The sequence below is a fragment of the Gordonia sp. VNK21 genome, assembly GCF_046098115.1.
Lineage (GTDB): Bacteria > Actinomycetota > Actinomycetes > Mycobacteriales > Mycobacteriaceae > Gordonia.
Window position 1 is genome coordinate 116,438 of record NZ_JBJURU010000010.1, and the last position, 17,137, is coordinate 133,574.

Annotated in this window: 17 protein-coding genes, 4 tRNA genes and 1 pseudogene; 4 read left to right on the plus strand and 18 right to left on the minus strand. The window is 69.8% G+C overall.

All coding sequences use genetic code 11. The features are described from left to right. Window positions 1-772 precede the first annotated feature (772 nt). The 10 genes and pseudogenes from ACJMNC_RS12470 to ACJMNC_RS12515 form a co-directional block, all read right to left on the minus strand. Window positions 773-856: pseudogene (locus ACJMNC_RS12470) on the minus strand (50S ribosomal protein L1); the annotation flags it as partial. A gap of 132 nt (window positions 857-988) precedes the next feature. Then, the gene (gene rplK, locus ACJMNC_RS12475; RefSeq protein WP_408948282.1) at window positions 989-1,423 is read right to left on the minus strand and encodes a 50S ribosomal protein L11; all 435 of its coding nucleotides are present in this window, start codon (window positions 1,421-1,423) and stop codon (window positions 989-991) included. Window positions 1,424-1,536: 113 nt separating this feature from the next. Next, window positions 1,537-2,346, minus strand: coding sequence for a transcription termination/antitermination protein NusG (gene nusG, locus ACJMNC_RS12480; RefSeq protein WP_408948283.1), 810 nt, complete (start codon window positions 2,344-2,346; stop codon window positions 1,537-1,539). A 57-nt stretch (window positions 2,347-2,403) separates the two neighbouring features. Further along, window positions 2,404-2,817: a preprotein translocase subunit SecE gene (gene secE, locus ACJMNC_RS12485; protein ID WP_408948284.1), complete on the minus strand. Its 414-nt coding sequence runs from the start codon at window positions 2,815-2,817 to the stop codon at window positions 2,404-2,406. Between the two features lie 68 nt (window positions 2,818-2,885). Beyond that, window positions 2,886-2,958: transfer RNA gene (locus ACJMNC_RS12490), tRNA-Trp, on the minus strand. 184 nt (window positions 2,959-3,142) lie between these two features. After that, window positions 3,143-4,234, minus strand: coding sequence for a fused (3R)-hydroxyacyl-ACP dehydratase subunits HadA/HadB (locus tag ACJMNC_RS12495; RefSeq protein WP_408948285.1), 1,092 nt, complete (start codon window positions 4,232-4,234; stop codon window positions 3,143-3,145). A gap of 207 nt (window positions 4,235-4,441) precedes the next feature. Next, window positions 4,442-4,609, minus strand: coding sequence for a 50S ribosomal protein L33 (gene rpmG / locus ACJMNC_RS12500; RefSeq protein WP_408948359.1), 168 nt, complete (start codon window positions 4,607-4,609; stop codon window positions 4,442-4,444). 90 nt (window positions 4,610-4,699) lie between these two features. Further along, window positions 4,700-4,773, minus strand: a tRNA-Met gene (locus tag ACJMNC_RS12505). Window positions 4,774-4,812: 39 nt separating this feature from the next. Further along, a tRNA-Thr gene (locus ACJMNC_RS12510) sits at window positions 4,813-4,885 on the minus strand. A gap of 114 nt (window positions 4,886-4,999) precedes the next feature. Beyond that, window positions 5,000-5,083: transfer RNA gene (locus ACJMNC_RS12515), tRNA-Tyr, on the minus strand. 139 nt (window positions 5,084-5,222) lie between these two features. Here ACJMNC_RS12515 and ACJMNC_RS12520 point away from each other — a divergent pair. After that, on the plus strand, window positions 5,223-5,714 hold the full coding sequence (locus ACJMNC_RS12520) for a YajQ family cyclic di-GMP-binding protein (protein WP_408948286.1): 492 nt from the start codon (window positions 5,223-5,225) through the stop codon (window positions 5,712-5,714). Between the two features lie 95 nt (window positions 5,715-5,809). Here the strand turns inward: ACJMNC_RS12520 and ACJMNC_RS12525 are convergent, their stop codons facing one another. From ACJMNC_RS12525 to ACJMNC_RS12535, 3 genes are all read right to left on the minus strand, one after another. Beyond that, entirely contained in the window at window positions 5,810-6,925 is a 1,116-nt protein-coding gene (locus tag ACJMNC_RS12525; RefSeq protein ID WP_408948287.1) for an alpha/beta hydrolase, read from the minus strand. A gap of 83 nt (window positions 6,926-7,008) precedes the next feature. Further along, on the minus strand, window positions 7,009-7,884 hold the full coding sequence (gene htpX / locus ACJMNC_RS12530; RefSeq protein ID WP_408948288.1) for a zinc metalloprotease HtpX: 876 nt from the start codon (window positions 7,882-7,884) through the stop codon (window positions 7,009-7,011). Window positions 7,885-8,019: 135 nt separating this feature from the next. Further along, window positions 8,020-9,033, minus strand: a complete 1,014-nt coding sequence (locus ACJMNC_RS12535; RefSeq protein ID WP_408948289.1) for a polyprenyl synthetase family protein — start codon at window positions 9,031-9,033, stop codon at window positions 8,020-8,022. 122 nt (window positions 9,034-9,155) lie between these two features. Between ACJMNC_RS12535 and ACJMNC_RS12540 the strand changes: the two genes are divergently transcribed. Next, complete coding sequence (locus ACJMNC_RS12540; RefSeq protein WP_408948290.1) at window positions 9,156-10,415, plus strand: geranylgeranyl reductase family protein; 1,260 nt, start codon at window positions 9,156-9,158, stop codon at window positions 10,413-10,415. 16 nt (window positions 10,416-10,431) lie between these two features. Here ACJMNC_RS12540 and ACJMNC_RS12545 read toward each other — a convergent pair whose 3' ends face one another. The 3 genes from ACJMNC_RS12545 to menD are packed head-to-tail and all read right to left on the minus strand — an operon-like array spanning window position 10,432 to window position 13,318. Continuing rightward, entirely contained in the window at window positions 10,432-11,142 is a 711-nt protein-coding gene (locus tag ACJMNC_RS12545) for a demethylmenaquinone methyltransferase (RefSeq protein WP_408948291.1), read from the minus strand. Beyond that, the gene (locus ACJMNC_RS12550) at window positions 11,139-11,606 is read right to left on the minus strand and encodes a hypothetical protein (RefSeq protein ID WP_408948292.1); all 468 of its coding nucleotides are present in this window, start codon (window positions 11,604-11,606) and stop codon (window positions 11,139-11,141) included. The genes ACJMNC_RS12545 and ACJMNC_RS12550 overlap by 4 nt, the downstream gene beginning before the upstream one ends. Before the next feature lie 41 nt (window positions 11,607-11,647). Next, window positions 11,648-13,318, minus strand: coding sequence for a 2-succinyl-5-enolpyruvyl-6-hydroxy-3-cyclohexene-1-carboxylic-acid synthase (gene menD, locus ACJMNC_RS12555; protein ID WP_408948293.1), 1,671 nt, complete (start codon window positions 13,316-13,318; stop codon window positions 11,648-11,650). A 77-nt stretch (window positions 13,319-13,395) separates the two neighbouring features. On the opposite strand from menD, the gene ACJMNC_RS12560 reads away from it, so the two are divergent. Next, window positions 13,396-14,643 carry a saccharopine dehydrogenase family protein gene (locus ACJMNC_RS12560; RefSeq protein WP_408948294.1) on the plus strand — a complete coding sequence of 416 codons (1,248 nt, stop codon included), beginning with the start codon at window positions 13,396-13,398 and terminating at the stop codon, window positions 14,641-14,643. 51 nt (window positions 14,644-14,694) lie between these two features. Here the strand turns inward: ACJMNC_RS12560 and ACJMNC_RS12565 are convergent, their stop codons facing one another. Next, complete coding sequence (locus tag ACJMNC_RS12565) at window positions 14,695-15,342, minus strand: PaaI family thioesterase (protein WP_408948295.1); 648 nt, start codon at window positions 15,340-15,342, stop codon at window positions 14,695-14,697. 87 nt (window positions 15,343-15,429) lie between these two features. Between ACJMNC_RS12565 and ACJMNC_RS12570 the strand changes: the two genes are divergently transcribed. Continuing rightward, window positions 15,430-16,380 (plus strand): 1,4-dihydroxy-2-naphthoyl-CoA synthase, encoded by a 951-nt coding sequence (locus ACJMNC_RS12570; protein ID WP_408948296.1) that lies wholly within the window; start codon window positions 15,430-15,432, stop codon window positions 16,378-16,380. A gap of 364 nt (window positions 16,381-16,744) precedes the next feature. Here the strand turns inward: ACJMNC_RS12570 and ACJMNC_RS12575 are convergent. Continuing rightward, a partial coding sequence (locus ACJMNC_RS12575; protein WP_408948297.1) for an LLM class flavin-dependent oxidoreductase occupies window positions 16,745-17,137 on the minus strand: 393 nt, incomplete at its 5' end.

Genomic DNA, 17,137 nt, shown 5'->3' on the forward strand with positions numbered 1-17,137 from the left:
GTGGCAGCTTCCGACTGGTGGCCAGTCGCCGGGGCGGCCTACTCCTGGAGGAGCTGGCCGATTCGGTCAGCTTTGGGGCACCCTCCCGGCGCGAGCCGGGTGATTGGTGAGTGAGGGCCGGTGGCCGGCTCTTCTTCCTTGTCTCGTCTACTCGTTCTTCTCGTTCCGGATGGTCCGGCGGCGACTCTTCTAGCTAGCCCTGTTCGACATGTCGGGCGACCTCCGACACCTCGAGCGGTTCCTCTGGAGGAGCTTCTTGTGGCTGCGGTGGTAGCTCCAGCGGCAGGCGGACCCGCACCTGGGCGCGTTCCGGCTGGTCTACCACGCGCCGTGGCAGTTGGACGGCGTGCCGTGGCCATTCTGGCGGGCGCACTAGCACAAGCGGCGGCCTCTGTTCCGGTGGCTCCGTTGCCGGCGGCCACGCCTGCTCCACCCTCGGCTCCTGGACTAGCTCTTCTAGGTCCCGCCGACCGAGCTAAAGCTGCGGCGCTAGCGGTGGGGCCTGGTCTACCGGTTCCACCCGGCCTAGCGGGCGCAGGACCCAGGCGCGCCGGACTACGGCTTGGGCTTCTGGCCATGGCAGTGGTGGCTGCACTGGTTCCGCTAGTTGCTGTAGTTCCCGCCGTTCTAGTTGAAGGCGCAGCTGTTCCGGCGGTTGGACGTGAAGCACTAGCCGTTCCGCAGCAAGCTGTGGTTCCGGGAGCGCCTCTTGATGCCACGGCGGATGCTGCTCTAGTACGCGCGGTTCGGCAGCCGGCGGTTCCCGGCCATGGACTTCTTCCAGTGGCAGAGCGTACAGCTTGTCCCGATCGATCTTCTCAGCGGCGGCCTGGTAGGCCTTGCTCTTCTTGCTCATCTGCTCTGTTCCTTCTTCTCGGCCGGTGGCCGGGAGTGAGTGGTTAGTGGGCCGAGCGCGGCCCTCCCACGGGGTTTCGACTGGCTTAGCCGGTCGAGGAGGTCCTCATCCGGCGGGGCCGCTGACCGGTGGTCAGCCTTCGACGGTGATTCCCATCGAACGCGCGGTGCCGGCGATGATCTTCGCGGCGGCGTCGATGTCGTTGGCGTTCAGGTCTTCCTGCTTGGTCTTGGCGATCTCCTTGACCTGCTCGAGGGTGACCTTGCCGACCTTGTTGACGTGCGGCTCGCCCGAACCCTTCTGCAGACCGGCGGCCTTGAGCAGCAGCTTGGCGGCCGGCGGAGTCTTCAGCTTGAAGTCGAACGAGCGGTCTTCGTACACGAAGATCTCGACCGGGACCACATTGCCGCGCTGCGACTCGGTGGCCGCGTTGTAGGCCTTGCAGAACTCCATGATGTTCACGCCGTGCTGACCGAGCGCCGGACCCACGGGCGGCGCCGGGTTGGCCTGGCCCGCCTGGATCTGGAGCTTGATGATCCCGGCGATCTTCTTCTTCTTGGGAGGCATCTCTTTGTCCTTTTTCCTTCTCATCCGCGCACGCTGGACGCGCGGAAGTCTCATGTTCACGCGGCTCTCGCCGCGCTGGCGCCGGTCGTGTCAGCCGGCTGCCGGTGCGATGATCAGAGCTTCTCGACCTGGTTGAAGCCGAGCTCGACCGGGGTCTCGCGACCGAAGATCGAGACCAGCACCTTCACCTTGCGCTGCTCGGTGTTCACCTCGCTGATCGAGGCCGGCAGGGTGGCGAACGGGCCGTCCATGACGGTCACCGACTCGCCCACCTCGAAGTCCACCTCGACCAGGTTCGACGCGGCGGCCGCGGCGGCCTCCACGCTCTCGCCCGCAGCCGCGGCGGCCTTGGCGGCCTCCGCCTTGCGGACCTCGGCACGCGGCAGCAGGAACTGCACGACGTCCTTGAGGGCCAGCGGGGTGGGCCCGCCGGTGCCGACGAAGCCGGTCACACCCGGGGTGTTGCGGACGGCGCCCCACGACTCGTCGTTGAGCTCCATGCGCACCAGGATGTAGCCGGGCAGCACCTTGCGGTTGACCTTCTTGGGCTGGCCGTTCTTGATCTCGGTGACCTCTTCGGTCGGCACCTCGACCTGGAAGATGTAGTCGCCCACGTCCAGGTTCTGGACACGAGTCTCGAGATTGGTCTTCACCTTGTTCTCGTAGCCGGCGTAGGAGTGGATCACGTACCAGTCGCCGGGCTGGCGGCGCAGTTCGGCCTTGAGCTTGGCGACCGGATCCACGTCCTCCTCGGCCGGAGCAGCGTCGTCGGCCGCCGCGTCTGCGGCGTCGTCGGCCGGGGACTCGGCAGTGGCGTCGCCGGCGTCGACCGACTGCACCGCCTCGCCGGCGTCGGCCGCGGGGGCCTCCAGCGTCGCGTCACCGGTGTCCGGCGATTCGATCTCGTTCTCCGGGGTGCTCACTGCGCCCACGCTCCTTCATTGCTCACTGCGGGCCGGATGACCCGCCGATTCCTCGACTCAGCCGAAGACGGTCAGCATCAGCTTGGCGAAGCCGATGTCCAGACCGGCGATGATCGCGGTGATGATCACCACGAACACCAGCACGGCGATGCTGTAGTTGATCATCTCGCTGCGCGTCGGCCAGATGACCTTGCGTAACTCCCCGACCACCTGCTTGAGGAAGTTCCAGATCCGGACGAAGACGTTGCGGCTCTTCTCCGCTTCCTCCGACGGCCGATCGGCGACTGCCACCGAACCGCCGCTCTTCCCGGCACCACCCGCAGCACGCTCGCCGCGAGCCTTCCGCTTTCCGGAGGGACGCAGATCGCCTTTCTCGACGACCTCGATGTCGATGTCGGCGCCGGTGTCGTCTGCACCGTCGGCCGACGGCTCCTCCGGCTTGCCGGAAGCCTTGCGATCGCGCTTGGCCACTACCGATCCCTTCGTCTGCGTGTGCCGCACCCTGGATGAGGAACGGGTGTCCTACCGGGCACTAGGCGCAGGGGCGACAGGACTTGAACCTGCAACCTGCGGTTTTGGAGACCGCTGCTCTGCCAGTTGAGCTACGCCCCTTTGCGTCGGCCACGATGACCGACACCGTCCCAAGCCTAACAACACCAACGCGCCACCCTACGGGCAGCGCGCAAGTCTCGATGAAGCTCAGACTTCACTAGTGTAGAGCACGCCACCCGTCGGCAACAAAACGCGCGGTGCTCGCCCTGCGGTGCGCCCGCCCGGCGAGCGCACCGCGGGAGGCTCAGTTGAACTGCACGACGACCACGGCGCGGCCGAAGATCTTCCGCTCACCCTGTTTGGCGACCAGCGCGATGGTGCCGCGCCGGGTCGCCGGATCGAGCGATTTGATCTTGCCGGTGAAGTCGACGGCGGCGCTGTCGTCGGCGGGGACGTACACCGGGCTGGTGAAGCGGACGTGGTATTCGCAGAACGCGGCCGGGTCGCCGATGAACTCCGAGACGTAGGTGGCGCCCAGGCCCATCGTCTGCATGCCGTGCGCCACCACCCCGTCCATGCCGGCCGCGGCCACCACGTGCTCGGAGAAGTGGATCGGGTTGGGGTCGCAGGCCACACCGGCGTAGTTCACCAGGTTGCCCCGGGTGAGCTCGAAGCGTTTGGCTGGCAGCGTCTGGCCCACCGTCAGCGAGTCGAAGTCGATCGCCGAGTAGGCGCCGGGCCGCTGAACCGGATCGGCGATGTCGTAGCGGCCGCCCTTGCGGTCGACGGTCCTGCCCGGGTCGCCGGTGGCGTCCACCTTCATCATCACGTGGTCGAGCGAGTCCTCGACCTCCGGATCGACCTGCATGCCCGGGCGGGCCGCCAGCGACGTCCAGGTGGTCATCACCGGCTCGTCGTGCTGGTTCCAGATGATGTTCTTGGTGACCATCAGGTCGATGGTCTCCGGGCTGGTGACGTGCCGGAACGAGTCCAGCGAGACGTCGCAGACCAGGCGGTCGCCGACCTTCATCGGCTGGTGGTAGACCAGCCGCTGGTCGGTCTGCATGATCTGCCACAGGTCGTAGCCGGTGACGACCTCCTCGAAGAGCTTGCGCTGGGCGATGATGCCGAGCACCGAGACGAAGGTGGGGGCGGCGATCAGGCCGTCGTGGCCGGCGGCCTGCGCGGCGGCCTCGCTCCAGTGCGTGGGGTGCGCGTCCTGCACGGCCAGCGCGTGCTTGCGGACCTCTTCACGGCCCACCTCGTAGTAGTCGTCGACGGTGTAGTGGTAACCCACCAGCGACTGGGTCTGCTCGGCGATCTCGTCGGGGGTGAGGGCTCCCGACCCGAGCCGGTCCAGACTGTCCTTCAGCACCGCATCGTCCAGTTCAGACATCAACACTCCTGTCTCCGGCCGCGCCGGCCGTTGGCGCGGGGACGGGCTGAAGGTCCCTCGTCGCGCCGATCCTGCATCTCAGAACAACCTAGGAGATTCTTCTCCCGCACGCGGCGCACTACCAAATCAAGCGGGCCACTTCACACAGAAGTGGCCCGCTTGAGGGAGTTCGTCGTCGGCCGCACAGCGGCCTGGATCACCGAGTGATCAGCGCGATTCCTTGTGCGCCTGGTGCGTGCCGCAGTTCGGGCAGAACTTGCGCAGCTCGAGGCGATCCGGGTCGTTCCGGCGATTCTTCTTGGTGATGTAGTTGCGGTGCTTGCACACCTCGCACGCCAAGGTGATCTTGGGGCGAACATCCGTCGAGGAAGCCACTTTCTTGCCTACTTTCGCGTCTTGGAAGTTCAGTTCGGCCGCTGGCGTGGCCCAGGCGGGCGGGCGCACCGAGCAGCAGCCGAACTTCCGTAGCGGTGGGGGGACTCGATCCCCCGACCTCACGATTATGAGTCGTGCGCTCTAACCAGCTGAGCTACACCGCCCTGTCGGCGCCCACGCGCTGCGCGCGTGAGCACCAAGCGAGCCCCCTGACGGAATCGAACCGTCGACCTTTTCCTTACCATGGAAACGCTCTGCCGACTGAGCTAAGGGGGCGTATCCTCGACCTCCACCTCGCGGTGTTGGCCAGAAGCCTTCACGAGATTACACACGAGTCCTCCGGATGACCAAAACGCCTGGTCACGACCGATCGTCTCATCTGTCTTCGCGTGGTGGCAGATGTAGGATTCGAACCTACGTAGCTTGCGCGACGGATTTACAATCCGCTCCCTTTGGCCGCTCGGGCAATCTGCCGTGTCACCGGTGAGGGCAACGGGAGAAAGAATACAACGATCGGCCGGGGTGGGTACAAATCGCCTGGTCAGAGCGTCGCCCGAAATGAGGCCGACGATCCCCGCGAGCGCCGCGCCGGTGATGGCCTAGGGTTGTGCGCATGGCAGATTCTTCGTTTGACGTGGTGAGCAAGGTCGATCGCCAGGAGGTCGACAACGCCGTCAACCAGGCCGGCAAGGAGCTCTCGCAGCGCTACGACTTCCGCGGCACCAACACCACCATCGCGCGGTCCGGCGAGGAGGCGATCGTGATCACCTCCGACGCGGAGGAGCGGGCACTGGCCGGGCTGGAGGTGTTCAAGGAGAAGCTCATCCGCCGGGACATCTCGCTCAAGGCGCTCGACGCCGGCGATCCGGTGGCCTCGGGCAAGCAGTTCAAGATCACCGGCACCATCACCGAGGGCATCGACTCCGAGCACGCCAAGAAGATCTCCAAGAAGATCCGCGACGAGGGCCCCAAGGGCGTCAAGGCGCAGATCCAGGGCGACGAGCTGCGCGTCTCGTCCAAGAAGCGCGACGACCTGCAGGCCGTGATCGCGCTGCTCAAGGGTGAGGACTTCGGGATCGCCCTGCAGTTCGTCAACTACCGCTGAGGCCTCCGCCCCACCGACTCGGGTCTACCCCACCGACTATTCGGCGGGGCGGACCCGAGTAGGTAGGGCGGAACCGAGTCGGCAGGGCCGAACCGTCAGTGGGTCTGGGCGGCGGAGGGATCCGGTGCGACGGTGCGCGCGGTGAAGTCGCGGACCTCGCGGTAGGTCCGCACCGAGGCCTCGGCCCAGGGCATCAGGATCGGATAGACGTGGAACATGCCCGGCTCCTCGAGGCCGATCACGTCCACGCCGGCGTCGGCGAGCCGGGCGACGAAGTCCGCGATGCCGTCGCGGAACATCTCGTCGCGGCCCCAGGAGACCAGGGTGGGCGGAAACCACTCCGGATCGGTGTCGCTGCGCACCGGGGAGACGCGCTCGTCGTCGGGCGAGATCCCTTTCAGGTAGGGGGTCACCGGGATGTTCCACGGCAGCACGTCGTACGGGGCGTTCTCGGTGATCGACGGATAGTCCAGCACCAGATCCACCTGCGGGGAGAAGAGCACCATCCCGGCCGGCATCGGCTCGCCGTCCTCGTGCAGACGGCCGATCAGCGACACGGCCAGTCCACCGCCGCCCGAGTCGCCGGCCACCACCAGGTGCTGCGGATCCACACCGCGGACCAGCAGCCCGTGATAGACACGAGCGGCGTCGTGCACACCGGCGGGGAACGGATACTCCGGGGCCTTGCGGTAGTCGACGACGAAGACCTCCGCACCGGTCACCCGCACCAGCGAGGCCACGAACGCCGAATACATCATCGGGGTGGTGCCCACGTAGCCGCCGCCCGGCAGGTAGAGCAGGGTGGCACCGATGCTCTCGCGCCGCTCCGGCTGGCGCACATAACTCTCCGAGCTGGCCCGGGCCCGGCACCAGACACCGGGCACACCGGCGATGACGTCCTCGGTGAGCTCGACGTCGTTGAGCAGTTCCACGATCGGCGACATCACCACCCGGCAGAGGTCGTCGATGACCCGCTCCACCGACCGGAACTCGTCGATCGGCAGACCGCTCAGGTAGCCCATGAACGAGCGGATCGTCTGGCGGGTCACCGCCTGCCCGATGTTCCCGGCCACCCGCGACGGCCCCTCCCAGGGGCGGCGGAACGGCACCTGGGCGAGCCCGGTGAGCATGCTGCCGGCCAGTCCGGCCATGCTCAGCGCGGTGACCGGCGCCGACGCGGTCTGCACCTCCGGACGCTTCGCCATCACCATGGCCGCCAGTCTAGCGACGGCCCCGGACCGACCCCCGGACCCGCGCGTTCACCTCACACGCGGCAATCTCACACGCGGCTACCTCACACGTAGCGCTGACCGCCGTTGTTCGCCATCGCGTGCAGCCGCGCGATGCGGTCCGCGGTGGGCGGATGGGTGGAGAACAGCTTCGACAGCTTCTCCCCCGCCCGGAACGGGCTCTCGATCATCATGTGCGACTGAGTGGTGAGCTCCGGGGTGGGCGGCAGCGGGGCCGCCTGCACGCCGCCGGAGATCTTCTCCAGCGCCGACGCCAGCGCCAGCGGATCGCCGCTCAGTTCGGCGCCGGACTCGTCGGCCTGGTACTCGCGGGCCCGGGACACGGTCATCTGGATCAGGCTCGCCGAGAGCGGACCGAGGATCGCGATCAGGATCATGGCCAGCGGGCTGGGACCGTTGTTGCGGTTGCCGCCGAAGGCGCCCATCCACATCGCCATATTGGCCAGGCCGGAGATCACCGCGGCCATCGCCCCGGCCACCGAGCTGATCAGGATGTCACGGTTGTAGACGTGCGAGAGCTCATGGCCGAGCACCGCCCGCAGCTCGCGCTCGTTGAGCAGCTGCAGGATTCCCGACGTACAGCACACCGCGGCGTTCTTCGGGTTGCGGCCGGTCGCGAAGGCGTTCGGCGACTCGGTGGGGCTGATGTACAGGGCCGGCATCGGCTGGTTGGCGGTGGTCGAGAGCTCCCGCACCATGGCGTACAGCTGCGGGGCCTCCACCTCGCTCACCGGCTGTGCGTGCATGGCCTTGAGCGAGAGCTTCGCGCTGTTGAAGTAGGCGTAGGCGTTGGTGGCCACCGCGATCACGATCGAGAAGATCAGGATGGTGCGGTTCCCGAAGGCGGCACCGATGCCGACGATGATCGCCGACATCAACCCCATCAGGGCGGCGGTCTTCAAGCCGTTGAACGAATGCATGACTCCCCTAGGTAGTCCGTCTTCCGCACATTGTCTCACTTGCGCGGGTCTCTACCGGGTCAACGTCGCACCGCCCCGCGGAGTTCCCCCGGAGGCAGGTGACGGCCGTCGCCGCCGACGACAAGAGGGTCCGGGTCAGCCGACGCGTTCGACGGTGTAGTCGACGAGCGAGGCGAAAGCGGTGCGGGCCGGACCGGCCGGCAGCGTCGCCAGCTCCTCGTGAGCCTGCGCGGCCATGTCGGCCAGGCGCCGGCGGGCCCGGACCATCCCGTCCGAGGCCACCAGCAGCTCCAGCGCCTCGGTCACCTCGGCGTCGTCGGTCAGCGGCCGGGCGGCGCCGTCGCCGTCGAGCAGCAGCTCCCGCAGCCGCGCGCCGGTCGGCCCGTCCTCGGCGATCGCGTACAGCACCGGCAGGGTGTGCACGCCCTCGCGCAGATCGGTGCCCGGGGTCTTGCCGGAGTCGCCGGTCACCGAGGCGATGTCGATGATGTCGTCGGACACCTGGAAGGCGACGCCGACGATGTCGCCGATGCGGGACAGGCTCTGCACGGCCTCCGGCGAGGCGCCGGCGGTCATCGAACCGAAGCGGGCGGCGGCGGCGATCAGCGAACCGGTCTTCTCCCACACCACCCGCAGGTAGTGGTCGATCGGGTCGGCGCCGCGGGCGCCCACCGTCTCGCGCATCTGGCCGGTGACCAGTTCGGCGAAGGTCTCGGCGATGATCCGCACGAAGTCCGGCCCCAGGGTGGACACCAGCCGGGAAGCGCGGGCGAACAGGAAGTCACCGGCCAGGATGGCCACCGAATTGCTCCACCGGGCGTTGGCGCTCTGCGCGCCGCGCCGCAGCGTCGCCTCGTCCATGACGTCGTCGTGGTACAGGGTGGCCAGGTGGATCATCTCCACCACGGTGGCCGCGGTGATCACCGGCTCGCCGGCCGGCTCGGGACCGAAGTGCGAGGCGAGCACGGCGAACATCGGGCGGAAGCGCTTGCCCCCGGCCTTGGCCAGGTGGGTGGCGGCCTCCGTCAGGATCTCGTCACCACTCGACAGTTCGGTGAGCAGCAGGTCTTCCACGCGCGCCAGCGCGTCGGCGACACCGGCGGCGAACTCCCCTTCCCCCAGGTCCAGTCCGGCGAATGTGGTCTTCACGTCGTGGCGTCCGATCTTCCCTCTCGCCCGCGGGTGCGGGACCGGCTTGGCCGAGCTCGCCGGGTTCGGCGGTCGGCGACACCAGAAGCGTAGCCGGAAGCGGCCACAGACATAATTGTCGGGTGACCAGTCCGACAGCCGACGCCGCCCTTCCCCGCTCCGCCGACGTCCTGGTGGTGGGCGCCGGACCGGCCGGGGCCTCGGCCGCCGCGCACGCCGCCGCCGGCGGCGCCGACGTGGTGCTGCTCGACGCCGCCCGCTTCCCGCGGGACAAGACCTGCGGCGACGGTCTGACTCCACGCGCCGTCGCCGCCCTCGACGGGCTCGGCATGGGCGGTTTTCTGGCCGACCGCCCGCGTATCCGCGGTCTGGCGCTGCACGGCTGGGGTGCGAGCCAGCAGGTGCCCTGGCCGGCCTCGGACCGGTTCGGGCGGTACGGCAGCGCGGTGGCGCGCACCGAACTCGACGATGCGATCCGGCGTTTCGCCGTCGACGCCGGCGCCCGGATGGTCGAGGGCGCCAAGGCCGTCGACGTCGAACGCAGCGGGGACCGGATCGCCGAGGTGACCGTCAGCCGCGGCGGCCAGACCGGCCGGATCCGGGTGGACCAGGTGATCGTCGCCGACGGGGTGCGCTCCGGGCTGGGCAAGGTCCTGGGCCGGACCTGGCATCGGGACACCGCCTACGGGGTGGCCGCCCGCTCCTATGCGGCGTCCGGCTGCTCCGGCAGCGAGTGGATGTGCTCGCACCTGGAACTGCGCGACCCCGACGGGGAGCTGCTGCCCGGCTACGGCTGGGTCTTCCCGCTCGGCGACGGCACGGTGAACGTGGGCGTGGGAGCGCTGGCGACGGCCAAACGCCCGGCGTCGATGGCGCTGCGCCCGATCCTCGAGCACTACGCGCGCATGGTCACCGACGAATGGCGGCTGACCGGGTCGCCGCAGCGGGTCGCCTCGGCGCTGCTGCCGATGGGCGGCGCGGTGTCCGGGGTGGCCGGACCGAACTGGATGCTGATCGGCGACGCGGCCGCCTGCGTGAATCCGCTCAACGGCGAGGGCATCGACTACGCCCTGGAGACCGGACGGATGGCGGTGGAACTGATCGCCGACGCCGCCGATCCCACCCGGGCCTGGCCGGCGCTGCTCTCCGCCGAGTACGGGCTCGCGTTCGCGGCGGCCCGGCGCGCCGCCGGGCTGCTCACCATGCCGCAGACGGTGCCGGTGCTGGGCCGTCCCGGAATCCGGTCCGCCCGGCTGATGGCGCTGGTGGTGCGGGTGATGGGCAATCTGCTCACCCCCGACGACACCGATCTGATCGCGCGCGCCTGGCGCGGTGCGGGGGCCGCCGTCACCCGTTTCGAGGATCGGCCGCCGTTCCAGTGACCCTCGGCGCGGCCGGTCAGACGGCGACGGCGGAGTGGATGGCGGCGATGCCGCCGGTGAGGTTCTGCCAGTGCACGTCGCCGAAACCGGCCTCGCCGATCAGCTGCGCCAGCCCGGCCTGATCGGGCCAGGCCCGGATCGACTCGGCGAGATAGACGTAGGCCGCCGGGTTGCTCGACACCTTGGTCGCCACCGTCGGCAGGGCCTTCATCAGGTACTCCATGTAGACCGTCTTGAACGGGCCGAAGGTGGGCGTGGAGAACTCGCAGATCGCCAGCCGCCCGCCGGGCTTGAGCACCCGGCGCAGCTCGGAGAGGGCCAGCGGCACGTCGTTGACGTTGCGCAGCCCGAACGAGATGGTGGCGGCGTCGAAGCTGTCGGCGGCGAACGGCAGGTGCAGGGCGTCGGCGGCCACCTTGGGCACCTCGCGGTTCGCGCCGGCCCGCAGCATCCCGCGCGAGAAGTCGGCGGCGATGCAGAACGCCCCGGAGGCGGCGAGCTCCTCGGTGGAGACGGCGGTGCCGGCCGCCAGATCGAGCACCACGTCGCGCGGACGCAGTGCGAGCGCCTTGCGGGTGGCCTTGCGCCACCGGCGATCCTGTGCGAAGGAGAGCACGGTGTTGGTGAGGTCGTAGCGACGGGCCACCCCGTCGAACATCTCCGCGACCTCGGACGGATCCTTGGCGAGGGTGGCGCGGGAACCGGAGGTCTCGGGGCGATCGGTCATGCCGACGAGCCTAGGGCATGGTCGCGGAGCTCCCCTGCGCGGCGCCGCATCCGGCGGCTCGTCTCGGCCACGGCGAACAGCAGCACGATCGACACCGCCCAGCCCAGCCCGATGATCGACAGCCCCGGCAGCACGGAGAGGGTGGCGTTGCGGTCGGCCGGCCGAGCCAGATCGTCGGGGTCGGTGACGTCGTAGTCCACCAGGATGCGCTGTCCGGCCTCGAGCTCGGTGGGATAGAGCAGGCCGAACTTGGGGTTGCGCAGCACCCCGTCGGGGGTGAAGAAGGTGACGTTGGCGCGCCAGCGGTCGGCGGAGATGACGTCGGCGACGGCGGTGGCCTTGTTCTGGTCGATCTTCCGGTCGTTGTTGTAGGCGCCGAGGATGATGATGACCCCGATGAGGGTGGCGAGCAGCCCGATCGACAGCACGCCGATCTGCACGCGTCGCTGAATCACCGGGTCCATGCGGTCAGGATAGTCGCCGGCCGCCGCCGCCCCACCGGCGCTCAGCCGATGCGCGCGGCGATCCGCTGGTGCAGGGCCCGCAACGGCTCCCGGGCGGTGGCCACCTCGAGCACCTCGATACCTCCGGGCGGGATGGGCGCGCCCAGGGCGGCGGGCAGTCCGGCGACGTCGACGCGGGCGAAGGGAATCCCGAAGCCGGCGCACAGGGCGGCCAGGTCGGTGCGGTGCGGGGTGCCGAAGATCCGTTCGGCCACCCCGCGGTAGTCGCCCGACGAGAACCGCGGATCGCCCTGTTCGAGCAGCCCGAAGATGCCGCCGCCGTCGTCGTTGGCCACGACGATGCGCAGCCAGCGCGGCCGCGGCTCGTCGGGGCCGATGATCAGGCCGGTCGCGTCGTGGACAAAGGTGAGATCCCCGAAGAGCGCGATGGTGCGCGCGGAGGTGTCCGCGGCGGCCAGGGCGGCGCCCAGGGCCGTGGAGTTGGCGCCGTCGATCCCGGCCACCCCGCGGTTGGAGAGCACCCGCACCCCCGGCGCGAGCCGGCCGGCCAGGGCCACGTCCCGGATCGGATTGGAGGCGCCGAGCACCAGCTGGTCGCCGTCGGCGGCGGCGACCGCGACCGCGCGGGCCACGTGCAGGCCGGTCGTGGGGCCGGGGGCGTCGAGCTCACCGGCCACCGCCCCGAGCACCTCGGCCTGGCGCTGCGCGCAGCGGGCCAGCCAGTCCGGGCTCGGATCGCCCAGGCCGAGTGCGCGGGTGCCGGTGGCGTAGACGTTGCCGCTCACATCCGGCCAGCGCGGGCCGGTGGTGAGGGCGTAGACGCACACCTGAGGGTCGGCGAGCAGCCGGGAGACGGAGCGGTGCAGAGTGGGCCGGCCGCAGATGACGGCCTGCTGGGGGCGCAGGCCGTCGAGGGCGAGCGGATGCAGCGGGGTGTCCGGCTGCGGGGCGGTGGGCTCGGCGACCGTCGGGATCCCGGCCAGCTCCGGGTGGCGGCCCGAGCCGTGCCCGGCGATCACCACGGTGTCGCGGGAGAGGTCGATCTCGACCGGGATATCGAGCCGGCTGGCCGGTGCCGCCGTCCACGGCTGGTCACCGGGCCGCCCGGCGAAGCGGCCGCCGGCCAGCTCGGCCAGTGCGGCGCGCGGATCGTCGCCGGCGTCGGGGACCAGCGGTTCGCGCAGCGGGATGTCGAACTGGACCGGTCCGGCATTGCCGGTGCGTGCACCGCGGGCGGCGGCGAGCACCCGCCCGACCGCCGAACGCCACTGCGAGTTGGTGTCGAGGTCCTCCTCGGCCAGGCCCAGGCTGATCGCGGCCCGCACCTGGGTGCCGAAGATCCCGAACTGTTCGACGGTCTGGTTGGCCCCGGAGCCCAGCAGCTCGTAGGGCCGGTTGGCGCTGATCACGACCAGCGGGACGCGGGCGTAGTTCGCCTCGAAGACGGCCGGGCTCATATTGGCCACGGCGGTGCCGGAGGTCATCACGATGGGCACCGGACGCGACGAGGCGACGGCCAGCCCGAGGGCCAGATAGCCGGCGGACCGCTCGTCGATCCGCACGTGCAGCCGCAGCCGGCCGGCGGCGTCGGCGGCGTGCAGGGCGAAGGCCAGGGGCGCGTTCCGCGAACCGGGGCACAGAACCGCGTCGCGCACTCCCCCGCGGACCAGTTCATCGACGATCACACGCGCTTGCAGGGTCGACGGATTCACCCGACCCAGCCTAGGCCACGTGCGGCGGATGGCTGATCGCGGGAGCGTCGCGCCCGGGTGGTCGATAGACTCGCCGTATGAGTCGCGAATTCGACATCGTGGTCTACGGAGCCACGGGTTTCGTGGGCGAATTGACCGCCCGCTATCTGGCCGAGAAGGCCCCCGACGGCACCCGGATCGCGCTGGCCGGACGCAGCGAGACCAAACTCGCCGCCACCCGCCGCCGGCTGCCCGAGCGGGCGGCCTCCTGGCCGCTGGTGATCGCCGACGCACAGTCCCCGGCCTCCCTCGACGCGCTGTGCGCCCGCACCCGGGTGGTCTGCACCACGGTTGGCCCGTACCTGCGCTACGGCGAGAACCTGGTGGTGGCCGCCGCCTCGGCCGGCACCGACTACGTGGACCTGACCGGGGAGGTGCCGTTTGTGCACTTCTCCATCGCCAAGGCCGACGAGACGGCCCGCGCCACCGGCGCCCGGATCGTGCACTCCTGCGGATTCGATTCGGTCCCTTCGGATCTGGGCGCCTTCGTGCTCTACCAGGCGGTCACCGAGGCCGACGCCGGCGAGCTCACCGACACCACCATGGTGCTCACCTCGATGCGCGGCGGACTCTCGGGCGGCACCGTCGACTCCATGCGGGTGATCGCCGAACAGGCCAAGGACGCCGGCACCCGGCAGCTGCTGCTGAACCCGCAGGCCCTCTCCGGGAGTCCGGGCGAGACGCCGAGCGCCGAGATGAGTTCCGAGCCGAGCGACATCGCGCCGGTGGACGCCAAGAAGGTGGACCCCTCGCTGCGCGGCACCCTGGCACCGTTCTTCATGTCCTCGTACAACACCCGGGTGGTGCGCCGGTCCAACGCCCTGCTCGACGGCGCCTACGGGGCCGGCTTCCGCTATCAGGAGGCGATGGCGGTCGGCTCGGTGCCGGGTCTGTCGACCGTGCTCGCCGGTCTGGTGTCGGTGGGCACCGGCGCCTTCCTGGGCGCCATGAGCTTCCGTCCCACGCGTTCGCTGCTCGACCGGGTCCTGCCCAAGCCGGGCCAGGGGCCGAGCGAACAGTCACGCAACGCCGGACATTTCGTCACCCAGACGTTCACCCGGACCAGCACCGGGCGCCGGTTCCGGTCGCAGATGCGCGCGAGCGGCGACCCGGGCTACAAGGCCACCGCGGTGATGCTCGGCGAGAGCGCTCTGGCACTGGCGCTCGACCGCGACCGGCTGCCCGAGCACTCCGGGGTGCTCACCCCGGCCGTGGGGATCGGGGAGGTCCTGGTGGACCGGCTGCGGACCGCCGGCTTCGTCATCGAGGCGCACGAGCTGCACTGAGTCGTCGCCGTGCACGAGCGGCACGGCACTGCACGGCGCCCCGGCCCGGTCTCAGGGCTGGCCCGGGCGCAGCGTGATGAAGAGCGCGTCGAGGTCGGCGCAGAGCCGGTCGCCGTCGTGCAGACTGCCCTTGACGAAGAGTTTGCGGCCGGAGCTCTCCGCCTCGTCCACCCAGGTCCTGAGTTCGAGCGGGGTGTTGAGCGGAGTGATGGAGCGGTAGTTCACCTTCAGGTAGGCGGTGCGGCAGATGCCCTTGCAGTACAGGGCCGAGGCCATGCCGCCGAGATCGTCGAAGGCCAGCGCCACCTGACCGCCGTGCGCCGCACCGTTGCCGCCGAGGTGATAGGTGCGGAAGGTGACCGCGGCCCTCACCCCGTGCGCACCGGCGTCGGCCACCTCGTACGGCGGCAGGGTGATGTTGCCGCGGGCCGGCAGATCCACCCGGGTGCCCGACGGGGTGTTCCACTCGTCCACCTGCACCGTGTCGAGCGCGGCGTTGAGACGACGCAGCCCGGCGATCACCTCGTCGGCCACCTCCGGCGTCGGCGAGGCCAGCCGCACCTTGTCCATGAAGGTGCGGACCTGCTCGATCATCTCCGGGTAGTGCGGCCCGCCGCGCTCGGTGGTGACCAGGAAGTCGGGCCAGAAGCCGCCCTCGTGCGCCACCGGTTCCGCCGCCGCGTTCTGCTGATCGTCCATCGGTCCAATGTATCGCCCCGCACGGGGCCGCACCGCAACCAGTCCCCGCACGCCATCGGGTCCCGACCGCGATTAGGGTCTGTAGCCATGACCGCTGGCAATCCGTTCGACCCGACCGCCTGGCGCACCGTCGCCGGCTTCGAGGACCTCACCGACATCACGTACCACCGGCACACCGGCCCGGGCCGCGCCAACGGCATCGTGCGGGTGGCCTTCGACCGGCCGGAGGTGCGCAACGCCTTCCGCCCGCACACCGTCGACGAGCTGTACCGGGTGCTCGACCACGCCCGCCGCTCCCCCGACGTGGGCACCGTGCTGCTGACCGGGAACGGCCCGAGCCCCAAGGACGGCGGCTGGGCGTTCTGCAGCGGCGGCGATCAGCGGATCCGCGGCCGCTCCGGCTACCAGTACGCCACCAGCCACGACGACGATGTGACCGCCGCCGGTGCCGAGGGCGTCGATCAGGCCCGGGTCAAGGCCGAGGGCGGACGGCTGCACATCCTGGAGGTGCAGCGGCTGATCCGCACCATGCCCAAGGTGGTCATCGCCGTGGTGAACGGCTGGGCGGCCGGCGGCGGGCATTCGCTGCACGTGGTGTGCGATCTGACCCTCGCCTCCCGCGAACACGCCCGGTTCAAGCAGACCGACGCCGACGTGGGCTCCTTCGACGCCGGCTACGGTAGCGCCTACCTGGCCAAGCAGGTGGGCCAGAAGTTCGCCCGGGAGATCTTCTTCCTCGGCGACGCCTACGACGCGCAGACCATGCATGCGATGGGTGCGGTGAACCGGGTGGTCGACCACGCCGACCTGGAGGCCACCGCCATCGACTGGGCCCGGACCATCAACGGCAAGTCGCCGACGGCGCAGCGGATGCTCAAGTTCGCGTTCAACCTGACCGACGACGGATTGATGGGCCAGCAGGTCTTCGCCGGCGAGGCCACCCGGCTGGCGTACATGACCGACGAGGCCGTCGAAGGCCGCGACGCCTTCCTGGAGAAGCGCGAGCCGGATTGGGACGACTTCCCCTACTACTACTGATCCCCTCGCTGCTGCTGAGCGCCTGAACGAAAACTTTGGCTGCTTAACCGACCTCTGGGGTCGGTTAAGCAGCCAAAGTTTTCGCGCTTAGGTAGTGCCACCTGCCTGCGGCGGTCAGCCGGGCCGGCGCTGCAGTCTGGCGAGGGCCCTACGGAGCGGGGGGGCGGGCCGGTAGCGGGTGCAGCCGCCGCCGGTGCACAGCGCACAGTCGGTACCGCGCCGGTAGTGTTCGTGTGCGGACCGCTCGTGTCCGCAGATGCATTGCCTCACGCGAACGAATCTACCGGTCCCCCACGACGTTCCAGATCGCAACGGATCGGCCCGCCGGACGCCGCCGCAGGTCGGTATGAACGATCTACCCCGGTCAGCCGATGATCTCGGCCAGCACCCGCATGTCCTCGACCCGCTGCGCATGCGTGGCCGCCGCCGGCGAGCCCAGGATCACGCCCACCCCGGCTCCGCGGAAGGCCTCCACCCGCTCGGCCACCTCGCTGCGTGGCCCCACCAGGCTCATCGCCCGGATCAGATCCTCCGGTACCGCCGCGGCCGCCTCGGCCTTGCGCCCGTCGAGATACAGATCCTGGATCAGCTTGGCCTCCTCGACGTAGCCGTAGCGCTGCACCAGGGTGTTGTAGAAGTTCTTTCCGCGGGCGCCCATCCCGCCGATATACAGCGCCGCCTGGTGCCGCACCAGGGCCAGCGCGTTGTCGATCTGCTCCTGGTCCTCGGTGATCAGCGCCGTCGCCTGCACCACGAT

What these genes read in the sequence shown, in the direction of transcription:
- rplK (WP_408948282.1), bottom strand. Translation starts at nt 1,423, where the DNA reads ATGCCTCCCAAGAAGAAGAAGATCGCCGGGATCATCAAGCTCCAGATC.
- ACJMNC_RS12495 (WP_408948285.1), bottom strand. Translation starts at nt 4,234, where the DNA reads ATGTCTGAACTGGACGATGCGGTGCTGAAGGACAGTCTGGACCGGCTC.
- ACJMNC_RS12520 (WP_408948286.1), top strand. Translation starts at nt 5,223, where the DNA reads ATGGCAGATTCTTCGTTTGACGTGGTGAGCAAGGTCGATCGCCAGGAG.
- ACJMNC_RS12525 (WP_408948287.1), bottom strand. Translation starts at nt 6,925, where the DNA reads ATGGTGATGGCGAAGCGTCCGGAGGTGCAGACCGCGTCGGCGCCGGTC.
- htpX (WP_408948288.1), bottom strand. Translation starts at nt 7,884, where the DNA reads ATGCATTCGTTCAACGGCTTGAAGACCGCCGCCCTGATGGGGTTGATG.
- ACJMNC_RS12545 (WP_408948291.1), bottom strand. Translation starts at nt 11,142, where the DNA reads ATGACCGATCGCCCCGAGACCTCCGGTTCCCGCGCCACCCTCGCCAAG.
- ACJMNC_RS12550 (WP_408948292.1), bottom strand. Translation starts at nt 11,606, where the DNA reads ATGGACCCGGTGATTCAGCGACGCGTGCAGATCGGCGTGCTGTCGATC.
- ACJMNC_RS12560 (WP_408948294.1), top strand. Translation starts at nt 13,396, where the DNA reads ATGAGTCGCGAATTCGACATCGTGGTCTACGGAGCCACGGGTTTCGTG.
- ACJMNC_RS12565 (WP_408948295.1), bottom strand. Translation starts at nt 15,342, where the DNA reads ATGGACGATCAGCAGAACGCGGCGGCGGAACCGGTGGCGCACGAGGGC.
- ACJMNC_RS12570 (WP_408948296.1), top strand. Translation starts at nt 15,430, where the DNA reads ATGACCGCTGGCAATCCGTTCGACCCGACCGCCTGGCGCACCGTCGCC.